This window comes from Helicobacter cinaedi PAGU611, from assembly GCF_000284635.1.
In the GTDB taxonomy this organism is placed as follows: Bacteria; Campylobacterota; Campylobacteria; order Campylobacterales; family Helicobacteraceae; genus Helicobacter_C; species Helicobacter_C cinaedi.
Map to the genome: position 1 here is coordinate 1,382,665 of NC_017761.1, position 18,037 is coordinate 1,400,701.

Sequence of the window (18,037 nt, forward strand, 5' to 3'; positions counted from 1 at the left end):
AGCGCAAAAAATGAAAAAACTACTAGCATTTATATTTTTAACGTGTAGTGTGGCGTTTGGTGCGGAGAATCTAGCCACAAATCAAGCACAGATTCACACTTTTAAATCCAAACAAAATGATGGCATAACAATCAAGATTCAAGAGTTGCAAGGCACAAAAAAGTGGATTGCAGAAATGAGCGATTATTTTATGTTTAGGGTGATAGATTTTGAGATAATCCACAATGGAAAATTGCTTCTCAAAGACAGGGCAAATGTCCATCCAAATAGCTATCTTGGCGGTGAGAGTGATACTGCGGAAAATGGCGTTGGTTATGACGCGGTAGAATTTTGGAATGAGGGCTATGATAAAGGCAAATGCGCTTTGTCGATTAGAATCCAAGATGAGCCCATAGATGAAAACGATAAAGAACAAAGACTAAAAATCAGTGGAAATTTAAGCGATTGTGTGTCGCTTAAAGGTATTGTGCTAAAAAATAAAATTTTTTATAGGGTTAGCGAGGAGTAAAAATGACAAAGTTGGTAAAAATTTTAAATAAAGGATATGATTGTGAAAAAATATGCTGTATTTATTGTGTTGTTTTGTGGTAGTTTATATAGTGCAACAATCAAGATTGATGACACTCAAGCAGCAACAATGATAGATGAAAGAGAAAAATTTTTTTCAGAAGTATTTTTAGTGCAATATGATGAAACTAAAATACAAAAGGATTCTCAAAATAATCTTGTTTTTATTGATTTGTGTAAATATAGAACAAGTGGCTATGAATTCCCTTGTGGAAATGTAAATGGAGAGGATATAGGTATAAGAAAATATTTTATAAAAGCTAAAGAGATTAAAGAAGCCTATATTTTATTTAGACAAAAACACGAAATGAAAACACTGCCCGATAAAAACTTATATGATTATGGCGAATCAGAATCTAATAAAGATGACGAAGTGGGAACATATTATATACACGATATTAAAGGGAAATTTTGGGTAATTGGTATGGGGTATGATAGTGGTAGCATTACGATTTATAGACAAACAAAAGATTATATTGAAGTAATCTATCAATGGAGTATAGATTGGTAATTCTTAACACACAAAGCAAGACAAATCCATAATAATGGAATCAAGATAAAAAGGAGTAAAAATGAAATAAAAAAACTACTTTTAACGCTATTATGTTTCATTGCACTAAACGCAGATGAGTTTAGCAAATATCCTGCCAACGAGTATAATGGCTAACAATCCTTTTATGAAAATATAGGAGGCAATAAAGCACACTATGGTGCAGAAAAAATGATAGAGGCTTTAAAGGATACTCAAGAAAAATATAAGAATTATATTAACACAAAAGGATATTGAAATGAAAAAAATAGTTGCATATTCAATGGCATTAATATTTTTGGTTGGTATTAGCGTATATGCTAATTCTTTATGTAATATCAATGATAAATCTTCTCTTTTTCAGCAATGGAAATTGGATTTGGGAGAGTATGAGTGGGGAGATAATGCACAAATTAATCAATACTATATTGTAGAGACAAAGTGGGGTTGTTAAAGATATGATGCAAACTTGTGATATAATGGGTTTAAAGCAAATGCTCAACTATCTTGGAAAAAACGAGATAATCACTCTACAAAATGCAGAGGGAAGTTATCTTGATAATATCTTACAAAAGAATATAAATCCTTTGGTTGTGAGTTTTTTACTTGAAAATGAACTTATCCTAAAAGAATTGCACCTAACAATAAAATATAAACAACTTGCCAATCAAAAACTCCAAGAAGTTAAAGCTAAAGGAGATTCTAAAGCCATAGCAAATTATGAAAAGATACTAGAGATTCTTAAAGAATATAGTGTAAAATAGATAATGAGCATAATATAAAAAATACCTTTGATGTTTCGGTGCGTAGCCTCAAAAACCAGAAGGAGTTTTTTAGGGCTGCTGAAGAATACAAAAATATTCATCAAGGTTTTCATATTATTGATGAACGAAGAAATCAAGCGTCTTGCTACCATATTGAAATTACGCAACCTTAGGAGGAAAAATAATGCTTAAATATTGTATTGTTTTTGTTAGTGTGATTTTTAGTCTTTATGGCAATGATATAAAAATTGTCCATAAAGATTGCAGGATATTATGTGAGAAATGTGGATTTTACGCGACACAAACAGAAGGCTACTTTAAAAATCTTAAACTTTCTAGCAACGATGAAGATGATTTTTATACTGCAATGGATGATTGGGCATATTATCTTGATTCGGTAGGGAATTATTTGCGTGCTAATGGGATTGAAACCAATTTCTATGCCATACCTGTAGAGGAATGTAAGGCATTAACCTTCCAAAGCTATTCTTTAGAAATAAGCAAAATTGATAGCCCCTATATTTTTATTCTTTATCAAAAAGATAAAAAGCCTCATAAGCTTATTGATATTCTAGCTCCAGAAGATGAAATCAATGCTTATTTTAATATCACAAGCAATGACAAACACAATTAATGAAGTTGGTGCTTCTAATGTATCAAAACATTGTGCAGATTTTAACATTGTAAATGTAGTGGATATTCCACATTCATCTTTGGGTGCAAATAGAGAAAACTTCAAAAGTGAAGCAGGGTTTCATTTTAAATTTAGGCAAAGACCCTACCAATCCCAAATGGCTAAAAGTAGCTTATATCCCACCAGAAGTAAAAGATACAAGTAAAGCAATCTATGGAGTAATCCACGAGAGTCAGGTAAGCTCTCAGTGTGAAGGCTTTTAAAATGAGTTATTCTCCTATACACCAAACCACAACAACTAATCCAAACTTTCAAATCAACAGACAAGCAAAACTCTCTCAACGCTATATCATTACAGATGCAAAACTGAGCACAAAAAAGCCTCCCTTACAAAACAAGAGCAAAGTTCTTGTACAAAGTGTAAGTTTTAAAGACAAGAAGTATATACATTATAAAGCCAACGATACTCTTACATTTCAAGCTCACTATAATAATACAAAGCTCTCACAAGAAGAACTCAAAGAAGCTAAAGCAAATACGAAATGGGCATATATTTTAAGCACAGATGAAACTCTTCCTCAAAAACTTGATTACAGAAAGATTACACAAGAAGGAAGTGATAGTCCTTATATAGGTGAAGACTACACACTTACTTTAAAAAAAGAATACTTTGATATAAACAAAGCTACTTATCTTCATATCTTTGCTTATATTAATGTTCCGAGCAGTAAAGTCAAACAAGTGCTTAAACTTGAATATCCCCTCTCTTTAAGATTTAATGGGAAAGAACTTCATATAGTAGAGTGGGGAAAGGTAAAAAAAGATAAAAGCTTTAAGCTTCATGCTTTAAATCTTAGTAATCCAAAAGAGACTATTGCAGAATCTCAACATTATAAAGTAAAATTAGAGAATCTTCCAATGACTATAAAACCACAAGAATCGTATAGACTGCATATCACAAATAGAAAGAATTCTAATAAGGCAACACTCACAAATCACAATACACAAAATATCATCAATGCTGAAATATTTATAGATGATGACTTCTGTGAGCCAATCAATATATTGCAAAACTATAAGAATGAATATAGAGTAGATGATGTGAGATTAGAGGTGGGGTATGAGAGTGAATTATTATGGATAGCAATAGCAAAAAAAGAATTAGGAGTTTTAGAGATAAAAGGAAATATACACAATCCTAGAATTATAGAATATCACTCCACGACAGGAAAATTTAAAGACGATGAAACGGCTTGGTGTTCTAGTTTTGTAAATTGGGTTATGACGCAAGCAGGAATTAAAGGAACAAATAGTGCAGCTGCTAGGTCTTGGAAAGATTGGGGTCAAAAATTAGACAAACCAGCTTATGGTTGCATAGGCGTTCATATAAAACCAAATGGATATGGACATGTTGGCTTTATAGTTGGAAAAACGGAAAATGGATATTTGGTGAGTTTAGGTGGTAATCAAAACGATTCGGTTAAACACACAGCATACAGCAAAAATTTCTTTCAATATTTTGTATATCCAAAAGAATATGTTCCCAACTACACATTACCTACGCTTAATAGCAATACAATAAACAAAGGAGAAAAAACAAGATGAAAAAACTACTAGCATTTATATTTTTAACGTGTAGTGTGGCGTTTGGTGCGGAGAATCTAGCCACAAATCAAGCACAGATTCACACTTTTAAATCCAAACAAAATGATGGCATAACAATCAAGATTCAAGAGTTGCAAGGCACAAAAAAGTGGATTGCAGAAATGAGCGATTATTTTATGTTTAGGGTGATAGATTTTGAGATAATCCACAATGGAAAATTGCTTCTCAAAGACAGGGCAAATGTCCATCCAAATAGCTATCTTGGCGGTGAGAGTGATACTGCGGAAAATGGCGTTGGTTATGACGCGGTAGAATTTTGGAATGAGGGCTATGATAAAGGCAAATGCGCTTTGTCGATTAGAATCCAAGATGAGCCCATAGATGAAAACGATAAAGAACAAAGACTAAAAATCAGTGGAAATTTAAGCGATTGTGTGTCGCTTAAAGGTATTGTGCTAAAAAATAAAATTTTTTATAGGGTTAGTAAGGAGTAAAAATGACAAAGTTGGTAAAAATTTTAGGAATTTTGCTTGTGGCATTTTAGATAAATGCGTGTGGTGATTCCAAAGATTCAGGCGAATTACAAACGCAAGATTCACAAGAATGCAACTTCATAAGAGAATCCGCTCTCTATAATGAGTGGGCAAAAGATTGGAAAGGACAGGAAGATGATGTATATTATTATAATTCAGGCACGCCTTATGCGATAATAAATATGCTTAAACAATGCGACATAAAGGGCTTGAGACTAATGCTTGATGAGCTTGGGAAGCGGGAATTTACCTCTATGCAAGCAAGTGGAGGAATGATTTTTTTGATTGCTGCTATTGAATCTGCGAAGGTAGAATCTGTCCAATTTCTGCTAGAAAATAAACTCACATATAAAGATAATGTGGCACAGTATGAGGAATTTGTCATAGATGAAGTGTATTATAATAAAAATTATGTTAAGAGAGCACCATTGCAATTTGCCAATCAAAAGCTAAATGAGGCAAAATCTAATGGTGATTCTAATGCTGTTCAAAATTATGAAAAGATTATTGAGATTTTAGATGAAGTATGAAATATAAATACAAACAGCAAAAAAATAAAGGAAAAAAAAATTATGATTAAAATGTGCGAGATAAAAGATATTTGTAAATCACACTTTTTATTGTTAAGAGTTTATATATTAACTTTTAATCAAACTTATGATAAAACAAGTTTATAAATTTAAATTCATAAATTAATGATATTTAAAGCATAACATTACAAATAATTCTAAATTTAATAAAAATTCAAAAGGAAAGTCATCTGTGCCACCTTTAAACCCCTTGCTTGAATCTGACAGCATAGAATGCCTCCACAAAGGCAAAGTCATATTTCAATCAAGCACAAAAGATTTAATGTGTGTGCAAGATTCTAATAATAATGACGCTGGATTGATAAGTTTGGGCGATTTGGCAAATGCCACAATTATAGGCTGCACCGATAATATCGCTGGAATCCCAAGTCCTTGCACGAAATTAGTTAATATCCCAAATTCGATTTGCTCTACATTACTAGAAATTGATAATCAAAAAATAGTCTTAGCCCAAGCAACCTCACAAGTCATCACAGATAAAGGCTCACCTTTAATCTTACAAGGAGAACCAAAAGCAAAGGATATATTTGAGATTGATGAGGACATAACAAAGAATGCACAAAATACACAAAGCAACAATATAAAATCTATAAGCGAATCTAGCGGAGATTCAAATCTACCAAAACCACTGCCTCAACGATATGCAAGCAATGATAATATGGCGTTTAGAGATTTGATAAAATGGCAAACAAATAGAAAAGTTCGCCTATTATTTTATGGTGGAGCGCGTAAAGTTGGCGATAATTCATCCTTCTATTATGCTTCCCTAAATGTTTTAAGAGATTACAAAAAGCACCATCCAAACGATATATATGAACATAAATTTATTGATTCTGCAAAAACCATAGTGGATATTATAAATGAGCAAAAACCTAATTCTATTACTTCGCTGGATTTGTTTTTTCACGGTAGTAAGTGGGGGCTATATATGTATAGAGGTAGTTCTATGTCAAAAAACTTATCAAAAGATGAAATACAAACCAATAATCTTAATGCTGGTTTGTATGCAAGTAAAACGACTGATTTTTTGAGTGCAACTTATACACACAAAGAAAAAAGAACAATATATGATATAAAATTCGATAGGTTTATCGCACAAGGAGCATATATTGAAATACACGGTTGTGAATCTGGCGGAGACCTTGTTATTATAGATAGCATTGCAAAAAATTTGTCCGAAGAGATTCCGCAAGGGTATGTTGTAGAACATATTACAAAAGCAAATCCCAACATTAACAACACAAAAGATGTTAAAAAACAAGATTATCGGCACGGCAAAAGAGCGATTTGGCAAAATGGTAAAGTTATTAAAGAAACCTCACAAAAAGGGTGGCTAAATTTCGAGGAGTTATTACAATGAGAACAAAGCTATTTTTTTATATCATATTTTCTATGTTTTTTATGGGTTGTAGCAATGATAAACAACACATATCTTTATATACAATAAATATGCAATATGCTTGCGAATGTCCGCAATATAGGGTTTTTAAAATAGAGGACAAAAGCCAAAGTAGTCCATTTAAAGACAAACAACATATTGATATAGAGACATTAAATAATGAAATAGAATATGCTCTTAATATCGCGAATCGCGATGATAATTCCATAAGTAGCACAGATGAAAATTCTCTAATCGGCTGGGATATAGATTTATTGTTTGAAAATAAAGAAATAGAGAGGGATTTTATTGCAAATGAGGGAATCTCACCCATTTGTAATATTTACTATTTAGAGGGATACTTGCAAAAAACACTACTAAATACGCCCATCTTGCTGGTAAAAAATTTTAAGATTTTTTCTAAAGATTCTAAGTGTGCTTCTAGTGGTGTTGTAAATACGCAAGATAATAATGAAATAAAAATACACAAATGACAACACTAAACCCCCTACTAGAAACAGATAAAATAGAATGTATCCACAAAGGCAAAGTCATATTTCAATCAAGCACAAAAGATTTAATGTGTGTGCAAGATTCTAGTGGCACTGATGCAGGTGCAATAAGCCTACAAGATTTAGCAAATGCTGTCATTATAGGCTGTGCTAATAATATTGCTGGAATCCCAATTCCTTGCACGAAATTAGCTAATATCCCAAATTCTATCACTTCATCTTTACTAGAAATAGATAATCAAAAAATAGTTTTAGCCCAAGCAATCTCTCAAGTCATCACAGATAAAGGCTCACCTTTAATCTTACAAGGAGAACCAAAGGCAAAGGATATATTAGAACTTGATGAGGATATAGTAGAATTTAATAACGCACAAAACGACAATGAGAGTGAAAAATCTATAAGCGAATCTAAAGTAGTTTCAAATGTAGTTTCAAGCGAATCTAATGCAAAATCAAGCAACGAATCTAGCCCAAAATCTAGCACGAATTCAAACAAAGATTCACAAACCAAAAAAGAAATATTAGAAATGTATTTTAGTTATGGAAAAGAAATGATAAAATTAGAGGGTGATGATTCAAGACATAGCAATGATATGAATTTACATATCGTTACAAGTGGGTATGAGAATGGGGAAGAGGTAAAAGTTATGTTAGAATCTAGCGATAATCAAAAGTTTGTTGTTTGTGGCAAAATACAAAACAATGAAGTAATAGTTAAAAATGTAGTTAAGGATAGATAATGGCAGTAGTAGAATGGAGGGCAACTTGTGGCACAAAAAATGCAAGCATAAAATGCAAAAGACCCAACTGGGACAAAGTCAAAAGGGCGTATGATGAAATCAATAAAATAGACAAAAGTGATATTGACAAGGCATATGAAGTTGTTTTCAATGACGAGAAAAATAAATTCATAAAAAAGGGCGAACAAGAATGGATTGCAAGACAAAAAGCACACGAAATTGCAAATAAAACAAAAGTATCACAAGCAAGATATGAGAAGGTGGGAGGTGAAGCTTTAAGATATTTTAAGGGAAATAGAGAATATTACAGAAATACTTGCACTTTACAAATAAGTTATGCTCTAAATTTTGGTAGAATGTCATTACATAATACAATCAAAAAAAGGGAATTTGGCTCTGTTGGCGGTGCTATAATAGAACAAAAAGAATTGCTTTACATATTGGGAGTAATTGATATGAGAGATTTTTTGCTACAACAATGGAGGCAACCAGAATTTAAAGAAAGTTTATATGAAATAAAATCGTATGATGTCCTATTATCTCGCAATAAAACACTTTTGCAAAAATTAAAAGATTTAAAGTCTAAAGGTTTGGTAACCATTGGTGGAGGGAGATTCCGTGATAAAAAATATCTTAAAAGTTTTTGGCATTCAACACTATGGGATACAAATGAATTTGTCGATGTGCGAAACAATAGAAACATAAACTATCTAGGTGGCATAGATGATGGTGTAGAATTTTTAGCAAAAGAATTGTTCTTTTGGGAGCTAAAATAAAGGAGTCAAAGTATGAAAAAGATTATATTGTTAGCGTTTGCTTTCTGTGTGTATTTAGTGGGATATGAGCTTGAGCCAAAGCATAGATATAAAAATAACTATTCATTTGATGAGCGAGTGCTTGCATTTAAAAAAGACGGAATGATTTCTTGTCTATACGATGAAAAATTTGACAATGGCAGACCTATAAGTAGTTTGCACGATACTGGATATTATACAAGAATCTTTTACCCTATTTTTGGCGATGGTAAATTTTACCTCGCGCAAAGAGAGCTTTCTGACTATGTAAAAAAAGCAAAAAAAGAAATGGTGTTTGGCAGTTTAACCCATATAATCACTTGCATAGAAATCTATGAATCCTCCAAATACCAAGCCGAAATCGAACGAATCGTAAAAAAATACTGCAAAGGGTGCAAATAAGAATCTACAATGCCACCTTTAAACCCCTTGCTTGAATCTGACATTATAGAATGTATCCACAAAGGCAAAGTCATATTTCAATCAAGCACAAAAGATTTAATGTGTGTGCAAGATTCTAATAATAATGACGCTGGATTGATAAGTTTGCAAGATTTAGCAAATGCTGTCATTATAGGCTGCACCAATAATATAGCTGGAATCCCAAATCCTTGCACGAAATTAGCTAATATCCCAAATTCTATCACTTCATCTTTACTAGAAATTGATAATCAAAAAATAGTCTTAGCCCAAGCAATCTCTCAAGTCATCACAGATAAAGGCTCACCTTTAATCTTACAAGGAGAACCAAAAGCAAAGGATATATTTGAGATTGATGAGGATATAGCCGAATCTGTGAATGAAATTAGCGATAATTCAAATGAATTTAATGCAGATTTAGGCGAATCTAGCGAAGATTCTAGTGAAATACTAACACCACTACCACAACGATATGCAAGTAATGATGATATGGCAATTAGAGATTTTGTAAAATGGCAAGAATGGGAAAAATTTAAGAAATATTATCTCAATATGCACAAAATAAACACTAACGACAGAATAGAATCTAAAAATAGGATAGAGCAAGAAGAAGGTAGGTTAGATAGGTGGGTAAAAAGCAAAGATAATATTTTTAGATATGAAGAAAAGGATTTTATTGATGCTGAAATAAGATATTATAGAATCAAGGGGGCTATTTATGATTTGTTTATGAATAGCCCATATCAACGCATAAATACTTGCACCGCAAGACTAAGTAAAGCACTATATGACTATGGAATATCCATTAAAAGATTAAAAGGTATGGAATCTGCCGATTTGGCATACGCTGGGAAAAACACTAATGATGATAGGATTTTAATAAAAGTTAAAGATATGGTAACATTTTTAAAAGAAAGCGAACATTTTGGAGAGTTAGAAACATATTCAGCAACTAATGGTGCAAATTTTTATCACACATTTTACGATGAATCCTATGACAAATTAGTGTTAAACAAAAAAATATTAAATCAAACACGAGTCGATGAAATACGACAAGATAATGAAAAATTTCACACAAATCTAAACGGCAAAAAAAGGCATTATAGCTTTAGAAATAGAGGCTTGGGGTGATGCTTTTGGGCATATAACACTATGGGAAAATAATGATTTTGTCGATGAAAGCGAATTTTTACCCGACAAAAGAGAGTATGTTTTTGTAAAAACACTTTATTTTTGGGAGTTTTCATAATGAAAAAATTGCTTTATACTATTTTGTTATGCCTTATTTTTAGCGCAAATGCTGAACCCCCTACATTAGCCGACACTTACTCTTGCACTAAAAGTGGAAGCACAGAGCAAAGCATTGCTGAAAAGTCTTTTATACAAAATCCAATCAAATACTATAAAAGATGGGCTTTAGCCCATTGCTTAAAATACACTTCAAGTGTGGATAAAACTATGTCATCAGGCTGTGGTAAAAAAATGCCACAAGATATAATAAACCTAAGACATATAGATAATATGACAAGGCTTTTGGGAGGTGAGGCATTAGATGAAGTAAAAGCATATATAGATGAATATTATAAGGTTATTGTCGAATTTTCGCATAAGGGTTATGTAAATGCTTGCTTTGATTTGGTGTATGAAAATAAAGAATTTGACGCCGAAGTGGAGCGCATTGTGAAAAAATACTGCAAAGAATGTGAGTGAATCTATATAGAAATTCTATTTTTGGGAGCTAAAATAAGCAAAAATGCAGATGAAAAAGACAATATGGTTATTTTTGATAGTGATGATATATCTTAATGCGGGTGATTTAGAATTTAATGGAGAGCTTGCAGGGAAAATAAATAAGGCAAGTTATTCTTATGAAAAAAAAAAAAAATACTAATTGTAAAAAGGATAGGTATAGAGTATTGTATAACAGGAGAAGATTTTAGTAAAGTGCAACCAAATATTAGCATACTAGGTCGATATAATTACAAAATAGGGCTAATGTGGAAAGGGTTGGAAAATCAAATATTGCCAGAACTTAAATCATATATAGATAACAAATCACGCATAGACAATGAAACAATATTTGCACATTATAGTAACGGCAATTTTTCAAGGTTTTATGTTTGCCTAGAAATTTATGATTCCAAAGAATACAACGCCGAAGTAGAGCGAATCATCAAAAAATACTGCAAAGAATGTGAGTGAGGCAAAGTGCAAAGAAACAAAATCTTAAAAGATAAAATGAAGCGAATCGTAGTGATTTGCTGTGTGCTTGTGTGTGAAATATTTGCCAATCCCATTTATCCAAATCTCTTTCAAGTGCAATCTAGTAATTTTATCCACGATTTACGCTATGGCACGATAGATAATTTTATGGGCGTGAATCTTTACGAACATTTTGGATTAGATAAATGCTTTTTGCATAATGATTTGAGTGAGCGCGCAAAAATGCTTAGCGAGATTGCAAGCAGGGAGCGAGTAAAAATCGTATTTTTTGACTGCTTTCGTCCGCATAGCGCACAAATAAAAGCGTGGGAAAAGATAAGTGATGAGCGATTTGTGGCAAATCCGTATAAAAATGGCTCAAATCATTCGCGAGCAATCGCGCTTGATGTTGGATTGGCAAATGAAAATGGTGAGATTTTAGCGATGCCTAGCGAGTTTGATGAGTTTAGCCAAAAGGCATTTAGTGATTATAAATGCCCCAAAGCAGATTCTCAAAAATGTGCTAATAGAGAGAGGCTAAAAGCGATAATGAAAGAGGCTGGATTTAGGGAAATTAAAAGCGAATGGTGGCATTATGAAGCGGACTTTTCGCAAGATTCTCCGCCACTTAATAAAACTCAAATTCGTGAAAAATATCCCATACTTGATTTGCCATAAATGCAAGCGTGAGATTTATTACAATTATCCAAACAAAACTTACTCCACCTTTGGAATCAAACTAAAACTTAATCAAATCCAAGATACTTTTAGCAACAAAGGCAACTTTGAGATTCATCTATGCAATGATGCCTTTATACATTGAGATTCTCTACAATGATTATCTCTACACGGCGGCGTTTGCAGTGGCAAGTGTGCTAACGCTACTTTCAATCATCGCGCTCATTTTGAAATTTATCATTGAAAAATATGAAAGGGCGTGAAGGCGTGAATCTGGGCAAGATTTGCAAGATTGACGCGAATCTAAAAATTTTTTGCTAAAATCACATTTTAATTTTTAAAAAGGACAAAAATGCAAAATATGACAAACAAAAAGCACTCTGTCTTGCTAGATTTATATAATCATTGCAAAGTGCGAAATGATTTTGTATTTCACAATGATTTAGTTAAGGATTTTGCTAAAAAACACAAATTTGGCAACCCATTTGACGCTACAAAGCTTGATTCTAGCGATAAATTGCCACAACTTTTTAAAGAACAAGACATTTGTTTGCTTCATTTAGGCAGCGGAAATCACAAATTTATCAAAGGTATAAACAAACTTTACCACACATTTGAACCGATACAAGAAAGGACAGAATGGGCTTATAAAAAAAGCCTGCTTAATGAATACAACGACAGCGAAAGCAACATTTTAAGCGTAGCAAACAATCAACGCATTTTACACGATTTTGTCTTTGGTAGAGACTTGGAATTTGAAAATTTATCCATTCAAAAACGCCCTAAAACTTATTTTCCACACCGCACAAAAACCACACTTCGATACTCTTTTGAAAACGAGCAAATAATAGCCTTAAATCAGCAAATTGAAATCGATTTAACGCTCGAATTTAACGCAGTTGTAGCTGTTTTTGAGGCAAAAAACGGCAAACCAAAAGATTTTAATATTTATCAAATTTATCATCCATTTTTGTATTATTACAACTCAAATTTGCCTTTGCAAAATATCATTTGCTGTTATTTGTTGCGAAATGAAAATAGTTTAAAGTTTTTTGCCTACACTTTTGAAAAACCATTACAACTTGATTCAATCAAATTTTTAAAATCAAAAGAATATATTTTGACAAGGGGCTAAAATGGAGTGGAATAAAATCTACAATGACGATACACTGAAAATTCTTAAATCCCTACCAAATGCGTGCTTGGATATGATTTGGGGCGACCCTGATTATAATGTCGGTATCAACTACAATGGTAGCAAATACACGCAAAAATGGGAGGATTATATTTCGTGGTATTGCGAGCTAGCAACGCAGTGTTTGCGAGTGCTAAAACCTAGTGGCAATGCGTTTTTTATGAACTATCCAAAGCAAAATGCGTATTTACGAGTGAAATGTTTAGATAGCCTTGCTTATGATGTGAGCGAATATGTATGGGTATATAACACAAATGTCGGGCATAGCAAACGGCGTCTCACTACCGCACACAGAAGCATTCTCCACGCGACAAAATCTAAAAACAATCATTTCTACAAAGACAATATCGCCCTGCCTTATCAAAATCCCACCGACAAAAGAATTTTGCAGCGGTTAGCTGACGGACACAAGGGCAGAATGCCTTACTCGTGGTTTTATTTTGATTTAGTTAAAAATGTAAGCAAAGATAAAACCTTTCATTCTTGTCAGATTCCTGCGCCATTAGTAGAAATGTTTATCAAATCCTGCACAAATGAAGGCGATAGCGTGTTTGTGCTTTTTGGCGGAAGTGGAGGGGAAATTTTATTATGTGAAAATCTCAAACGCAAATGGATAAGCTGTGAGTTGCATAAGCCCTATTTTGAAATGATAAATGATAGGCTACAATCAAATGGGACGATAAAAAATGAATTTAGATTGCCAAATTTTGTGCGAAAAAACTATGAAAATAGCGCAAATAAAGAACAAAGTTTATTTGAAAATGCACTATAAGATTTGCAAGATTGGCACGAATCTAAATTAAAATAATGGAGCGATAAAAAATGCAAAATATAAGCAAAATTTTAATGATTCTATGTCTTTGCTTTTTGGCAAATATAGCGGTGGCAGAGGATGAGGATATTATTAGTTTAGAAAGATTAGAGCAAATCAAAAAAGAAGAAAATGAATATTGGCTACAATTTTTAGCCAAAGCTCTTTATTATGATGATTCACCTGATGCTTTGGCAAGACTCGCTTTTGCTAAAAAGCATTTCACGCCTTTGTGGTATGAAATCATCACAAATGACAAAGGGCAAAAAGTCGCGAAATGGACTTGCTTTAACAATGAAGCCCAAAGAACTTGTCCCTATCGCCTAAAAGCCCCCATTAAGCTAAAAGGCACGCTTACCATTGAGACAAATTATGGTGGTGCTGCTTGTGATACATTTTTTTATACTTGGTTTGAAAATAAGGATTTGCCCACAACTGAAATGGATTTTTTGAATGGTAAGTATTTGCAGATAAAGCCCACTTCGCGCAATCAAAAAGAAGTATTAGCAAAGATTCCAAAATGGCTGCTTGATGGATTTGCTGGGGAGGTGAGCTATGAAGTGGAGTTTGAAGTGGCAAATATGAGCGGATATATAAGCGATGTTTGGATCAATCAACAGCAAGATATAGCTTTGATAGCAGACTATTCTGCATGTAGCAGTGGAAGCTATCTTGTCGCTGATAATATTAAATTTATCAAAAAATTAAGCGAAAAAATGGATAAAAATGCAGAATCATATTTGGTAGAATACAGCGAACAGGGAGTGCGCCCATTGACACTTAAAACAAACGATGATTTTGTAAATCTGCGTGAAACCCCAAATGGTGCTATTATAACGCGAATCTATAAAAAAGATTTTAGCGATAGTTTGGTAATAAAAGTCCCGCAAACGCGTTTGCTAGGATTTAATCAAAATCAAAAAATTGATATGTATGATAAAGAATCAAAATGGCATAAAGTGATTTATTTCCCGCCAAATACGCGCAAGACAAAGGACGCAAAAGCGGGATTTATCCACAAATCACAGATTGATTTTGGTGAATGAATCATAAAATGGGAGTGCAAAAAATAAAAAAGTTAACTTTAGCGATTTTAATTGTCGTGGCGGTTGCTATGGCTTTTGGTGCGGTTATAAGCGTGAAGATTTTAAATGTAAATCAAAGCGATTTGCATTCATTACAATCCGTGCTCAAAGGCAATGCAATCGGATTCATTGCTTGTCAAAAAAAGCGATAGAACGCTAAAAGTGTTGGCAAAAGATTCTGCATAAGTATCCTCCATCACTTAGATGAGCTAAACCTCTGTTTGTTTCTACTTCTGCATATAGGTATTCATATTCTTTATTGATAAGATTTCCATTCTCATCTACATTACAATAAGCCTCATAAGGTATATCTATAACAGAACTTCTTAATCCACTTCTTATTACTAAGTATTTATATCTTTCTCTTTTTGTTTTTAAAGATTCATAATAAGCTTTTTCTTTTTTAGTCCAAGGAGCTATAGCTCCTTTTATGGGTTCTTTTAAATATAAATCTTGCCAAGCTTTAAATTCTAAATAACTTGAGCTTTGTCCTGTCTTTAATGTAGGGTCTAAATAAATTGGTTTATAGGATTTATAGGGGGAGGATTCTCTTGCTTTATATGATTTAAAATAAATATTGCTATGCTTTTTATTATACTTTCCTGCCTCTTTTGTTCCTGTTGAAAAGTATATTTCATTAGTTTGTTTATTAACTTCAACTCCTACTCCATTGGGGGCATATATTATATAAGTTTCACTCATTCTTTCTCCTTTATCCTATATACAATCCATCTTTCATTATTATAGTAGTAGCTAATCTACCTATAAATTTGGGTCTTTTGTTCTCATCATTTTCAGTATTGGCAATGTTCTTGCTTGCTTTTTCTCTACGCTTTGAGATTACCCTACTACTATTAGGGTTTTGTTCTTCATTATTTTTCTCTCCCACCCCCACATACATAGCCTTAATATTATTCTCTCCTATTATATTCAAAGCTCTTAAAAATTCTCTGTGTTTTTGTAAGTTTGGAGTATTGTCTTTTAAATTGGTATTGAAACAATCATTATATACATCATCTAAATAATTCATTGCAATATGGTAGGAGTCTATGGCTGAAGTTGGTGCGTTTGTGTCATTGTCTTTATTGTTTGGATTTCTACTTTCTTTGTCTTTATAGAATTTATCTTGTTCTAAAATCATAAAGAATTCTTTGAGTATTTGTATATTTATAGAATCCATAGTGTAATTTCTCATAGAAAAGCTTTGAGATTCTAAGTCTTTTAAAAAAGATTGTAAGCTATCATAATGATAAGAGAGAAAGGGTAAATTTTTATGGGGCATTGGCATATTGAGATAATAATGTGTAGTGTCTAAATATTGGCTTGTAGTTAAAGGAATTATAAAATTTACATTTCTTTCTTGCTTTTTATGAAATTGTAAGATACTTGCATATTCGTGTGGAATAGAGAAATGCTTTAAGGGTAAGGAGAGAATCTCTTGAGGGATATTAGAGCTAAAGAGAGGATTTGTGATTGTGTGAGTTGAGTAAGGTATAAAATCTTGTAGAGATTCTATTATGCTACTTTCTAATGTAGAATCTAAGCTCTTTTTTTGATAGGTATAGATTCCAAAGCTTCCTGCTACTCCAAGCAATCCTAAATCCCTTAGATATTTGAGTGCTTCTCTCCTATGTAAATTACTCTGTAAATATATATTTTTAGTCTTTGCCATTATGTCTCCTTTGAGATAAGATTCTTTATTGCTTTATATTATGCTTCCTTGCATAATCCTCTATTTCTTTTCTTAAGTATTCTGGGAAGTTTTCTCTATACATTGCTGGTATAGTGGGGTTTAGCTTTTTGTCTAGTTTGTGGTCTTTATAAATATTCTCTAAATCTTCAGGGATATAGTAAGTTGGTGCATTAGGATAACCTTGAGGTGGAGTAACTGCCATAATCTTAGCTTCTAAAAGCATAGTATCTATATATAGTTTAGCAGACTTTTCGCTCCATTCATTTGGAATATCAAGATTATAAGATTCTAAATTATTAGCCAATGCGACTCTGCTTTTTTTATGAAACTCCCTCCTACTCTCGAGTGTAGAATCTTTATCTCTAGGGTCTTTGAGTTTGCCTTGTTTGATTTGATTGAATAAAGCTCTTATGGCATTACCATCATCAACCGCATATCTATATAGCATATTAAAATCCATCACCCAATCTACTCCTATCATCTCATCTAAATAAGGGAGCATACCATATTTATCATAAGGGGGATTCTTGGCAAAGTTTTTTAGCATTTGTGCTTTAATAGGATTTTCGTGCAAACCATCTATTAAGCCTCTATATTGATAAGAATCATATAAGACACTAAAGCCGGGATGACCTAGTTGTAGGAGTAGAAAAGCAACCGCTTGAGCTCTTGTTTTAAATCCTGTCATAGAGAGCTGTAATGCTCCTGTAAATCCTTGTATATCTCCTAATATCCCAGCGGTTAATTCCCATTCAGCCATAGAAAGCCAACCATCACTTAGATGAGCTAAACCTCTGTTTGTTTCTACTTCTGCATATAGGTATTCATATTCTTTATTGATAAGATTTCCATTCTCATCTACATTACAATAAGCCTCATAAGGTATATCTATAACAGAACTTCTTAATCCACTTCTTATTACTAAGTATTTATATCTTTCTCTTTTTGTTTTTAAAGATTCATAATAAGCTTTTTCTTTTTTAGTCCAAGGAGCTATAGCTCCTTTTATGGGTTCTTTTAAATATAAATCTTGCCAAGCTTTAAATTCTAAATAACTTGAGCTTTGTCCTGTCTTTAATGTAGGGTCTAAATAAATTGGTTTATAGGATTTATAGGGGGAGGATTCCATAATGTGCCAAGCGTCTAAAAGTGCTTTGGAGTATTCTTTGGTGTATTTGCCTGTATTTGTTTCTTTTTCCCATTTATCAAAAATTACTTCCTTGTTTTGTTTATCTATATTTAAAAACACGCTATTTGGTGCTGTGATTTGGTAATTCTCACTCATCTCCATTCCTTATTTAAATTTT

General features: G+C 32.7%; 25 protein-coding genes. 22 read left to right on the top strand and 3 right to left on the bottom strand.

The annotated features are described in order from the left end of the window. Nucleotides 1-10: 10 nt before the first annotated feature. The 22 genes from HCN_RS06915 to HCN_RS07035 all read left to right on the top strand — a co-directional run bounded on the left by HCN_RS06915 (nucleotide 11) and on the right by HCN_RS07035 (nucleotide 15,189). Entirely contained in the window at nucleotides 11-508 is a 498-nt protein-coding gene (locus HCN_RS06915) for a hypothetical protein (protein ID WP_014667023.1), read from the top strand. A gap of 36 nt (nucleotides 509-544) precedes the next feature. Next, entirely contained in the window at nucleotides 545-1,078 is a 534-nt protein-coding gene (locus HCN_RS06920) for a hypothetical protein (RefSeq protein WP_231997493.1), read from the top strand. 277 nt (nucleotides 1,079-1,355) lie between these two features. Further along, nucleotides 1,356-1,550, top strand: a complete 195-nt coding sequence (locus tag HCN_RS06925; protein WP_014667025.1) for a hypothetical protein — start codon at nucleotides 1,356-1,358, stop codon at nucleotides 1,548-1,550. Nucleotides 1,551-1,554: 4 nt separating this feature from the next. Further along, entirely contained in the window at nucleotides 1,555-1,860 is a 306-nt protein-coding gene (locus HCN_RS06930; RefSeq protein ID WP_014667026.1) for a hypothetical protein, read from the top strand. Between the two features lie 184 nt (nucleotides 1,861-2,044). After that, on the top strand, nucleotides 2,045-2,494 hold the full coding sequence (locus tag HCN_RS06935; protein ID WP_014667027.1) for a hypothetical protein: 450 nt from the start codon (nucleotides 2,045-2,047) through the stop codon (nucleotides 2,492-2,494). A 264-nt stretch (nucleotides 2,495-2,758) separates the two neighbouring features. Further along, nucleotides 2,759-4,099 (top strand): NlpC/P60 family protein, encoded by a 1,341-nt coding sequence (locus HCN_RS12050; RefSeq protein WP_014667028.1) that lies wholly within the window; start codon nucleotides 2,759-2,761, stop codon nucleotides 4,097-4,099. Next, a complete protein-coding gene (locus HCN_RS06950; RefSeq protein WP_014667029.1) occupies nucleotides 4,096-4,593 on the top strand; it encodes a hypothetical protein in 498 nt (165 codons plus the stop codon). The genes HCN_RS12050 and HCN_RS06950 overlap by 4 nt, the downstream gene beginning before the upstream one ends. A gap of 257 nt (nucleotides 4,594-4,850) precedes the next feature. Next, on the top strand, nucleotides 4,851-5,162 hold the full coding sequence (locus HCN_RS06955) for a hypothetical protein (protein WP_014667030.1): 312 nt from the start codon (nucleotides 4,851-4,853) through the stop codon (nucleotides 5,160-5,162). Between the two features lie 232 nt (nucleotides 5,163-5,394). Beyond that, entirely contained in the window at nucleotides 5,395-6,582 is a 1,188-nt protein-coding gene (locus HCN_RS12055) for a hypothetical protein (RefSeq protein WP_014667031.1), read from the top strand. Beyond that, nucleotides 6,579-7,094 carry a hypothetical protein gene (locus HCN_RS06970; protein ID WP_014667032.1) on the top strand — a complete coding sequence of 172 codons (516 nt, stop codon included), beginning with the start codon at nucleotides 6,579-6,581 and terminating at the stop codon, nucleotides 7,092-7,094. Before HCN_RS12055 ends, HCN_RS06970 begins: the two co-directional genes overlap by 4 nt. Further along, a complete protein-coding gene (locus tag HCN_RS12060) occupies nucleotides 7,091-7,852 on the top strand; it encodes a hypothetical protein (RefSeq protein ID WP_014667033.1) in 762 nt (253 codons plus the stop codon). Before HCN_RS06970 ends, HCN_RS12060 begins: the two co-directional genes overlap by 4 nt. Further along, nucleotides 7,852-8,628, top strand: a complete 777-nt coding sequence (locus tag HCN_RS06985) for a T6SS effector amidase Tae4 family protein (RefSeq protein ID WP_014667034.1) — start codon at nucleotides 7,852-7,854, stop codon at nucleotides 8,626-8,628. The genes HCN_RS12060 and HCN_RS06985 overlap by 1 nt, the downstream gene beginning before the upstream one ends. Nucleotides 8,629-8,640: 12 nt before the next feature. Further along, complete coding sequence (locus tag HCN_RS06990; protein WP_014667035.1) at nucleotides 8,641-9,048, top strand: hypothetical protein; 408 nt, start codon at nucleotides 8,641-8,643, stop codon at nucleotides 9,046-9,048. Between the two features lie 9 nt (nucleotides 9,049-9,057). Beyond that, entirely contained in the window at nucleotides 9,058-10,197 is a 1,140-nt protein-coding gene (locus tag HCN_RS12405) for a T6SS effector amidase Tae4 family protein (RefSeq protein WP_014667036.1), read from the top strand. Between the two features lie 13 nt (nucleotides 10,198-10,210). Next, nucleotides 10,211-10,315 (top strand): hypothetical protein, encoded by a 105-nt coding sequence (locus HCN_RS12600; RefSeq protein WP_373365037.1) that lies wholly within the window; start codon nucleotides 10,211-10,213, stop codon nucleotides 10,313-10,315. Continuing rightward, a complete protein-coding gene (locus HCN_RS07000) occupies nucleotides 10,315-10,776 on the top strand; it encodes a hypothetical protein (RefSeq protein ID WP_014667037.1) in 462 nt (153 codons plus the stop codon). The genes HCN_RS12600 and HCN_RS07000 overlap by 1 nt, the downstream gene beginning before the upstream one ends. A gap of 528 nt (nucleotides 10,777-11,304) precedes the next feature. Then, a complete protein-coding gene (locus tag HCN_RS07010; RefSeq protein WP_231997498.1) occupies nucleotides 11,305-11,946 on the top strand; it encodes a M15 family metallopeptidase in 642 nt (213 codons plus the stop codon). Nucleotides 11,947-12,053: 107 nt separating this feature from the next. Continuing rightward, complete coding sequence (locus HCN_RS11660; RefSeq protein WP_002957614.1) at nucleotides 12,054-12,209, top strand: hypothetical protein; 156 nt, start codon at nucleotides 12,054-12,056, stop codon at nucleotides 12,207-12,209. A gap of 89 nt (nucleotides 12,210-12,298) precedes the next feature. Continuing rightward, nucleotides 12,299-13,081, top strand: a complete 783-nt coding sequence (locus HCN_RS07015; RefSeq protein ID WP_014667041.1) for a type II restriction enzyme — start codon at nucleotides 12,299-12,301, stop codon at nucleotides 13,079-13,081. Nucleotide 13,082: 1 nt separating this feature from the next. Further along, nucleotides 13,083-13,913, top strand: coding sequence for a DNA-methyltransferase (locus HCN_RS07020; RefSeq protein WP_014667042.1), 831 nt, complete (start codon nucleotides 13,083-13,085; stop codon nucleotides 13,911-13,913). 50 nt (nucleotides 13,914-13,963) lie between these two features. Then, a complete protein-coding gene (locus HCN_RS12070; RefSeq protein ID WP_014667043.1) occupies nucleotides 13,964-14,998 on the top strand; it encodes a hypothetical protein in 1,035 nt (344 codons plus the stop codon). A gap of 8 nt (nucleotides 14,999-15,006) precedes the next feature. Further along, nucleotides 15,007-15,189, top strand: a complete 183-nt coding sequence (locus HCN_RS07035) for a hypothetical protein (protein WP_231998057.1) — start codon at nucleotides 15,007-15,009, stop codon at nucleotides 15,187-15,189. Between the two features lie 4 nt (nucleotides 15,190-15,193). Here the strand turns inward: HCN_RS07035 and HCN_RS07040 are convergent, their stop codons facing one another. The 3 genes from HCN_RS07040 to HCN_RS07050 are packed head-to-tail and all read right to left on the bottom strand — an operon-like array spanning nucleotide 15,194 to nucleotide 18,015. Next, nucleotides 15,194-15,739 (bottom strand): hypothetical protein, encoded by a 546-nt coding sequence (locus tag HCN_RS07040; RefSeq protein WP_014667045.1) that lies wholly within the window; start codon nucleotides 15,737-15,739, stop codon nucleotides 15,194-15,196. Nucleotides 15,740-15,749: 10 nt separating this feature from the next. Beyond that, entirely contained in the window at nucleotides 15,750-16,709 is a 960-nt protein-coding gene (locus tag HCN_RS07045) for a hypothetical protein (protein ID WP_014667046.1), read from the bottom strand. Nucleotides 16,710-16,734: 25 nt separating this feature from the next. After that, nucleotides 16,735-18,015, bottom strand: coding sequence for a hypothetical protein (locus HCN_RS07050; protein WP_014667047.1), 1,281 nt, complete (start codon nucleotides 18,013-18,015; stop codon nucleotides 16,735-16,737). Between the last annotated feature and the right edge of the window lie 22 nt (nucleotides 18,016-18,037).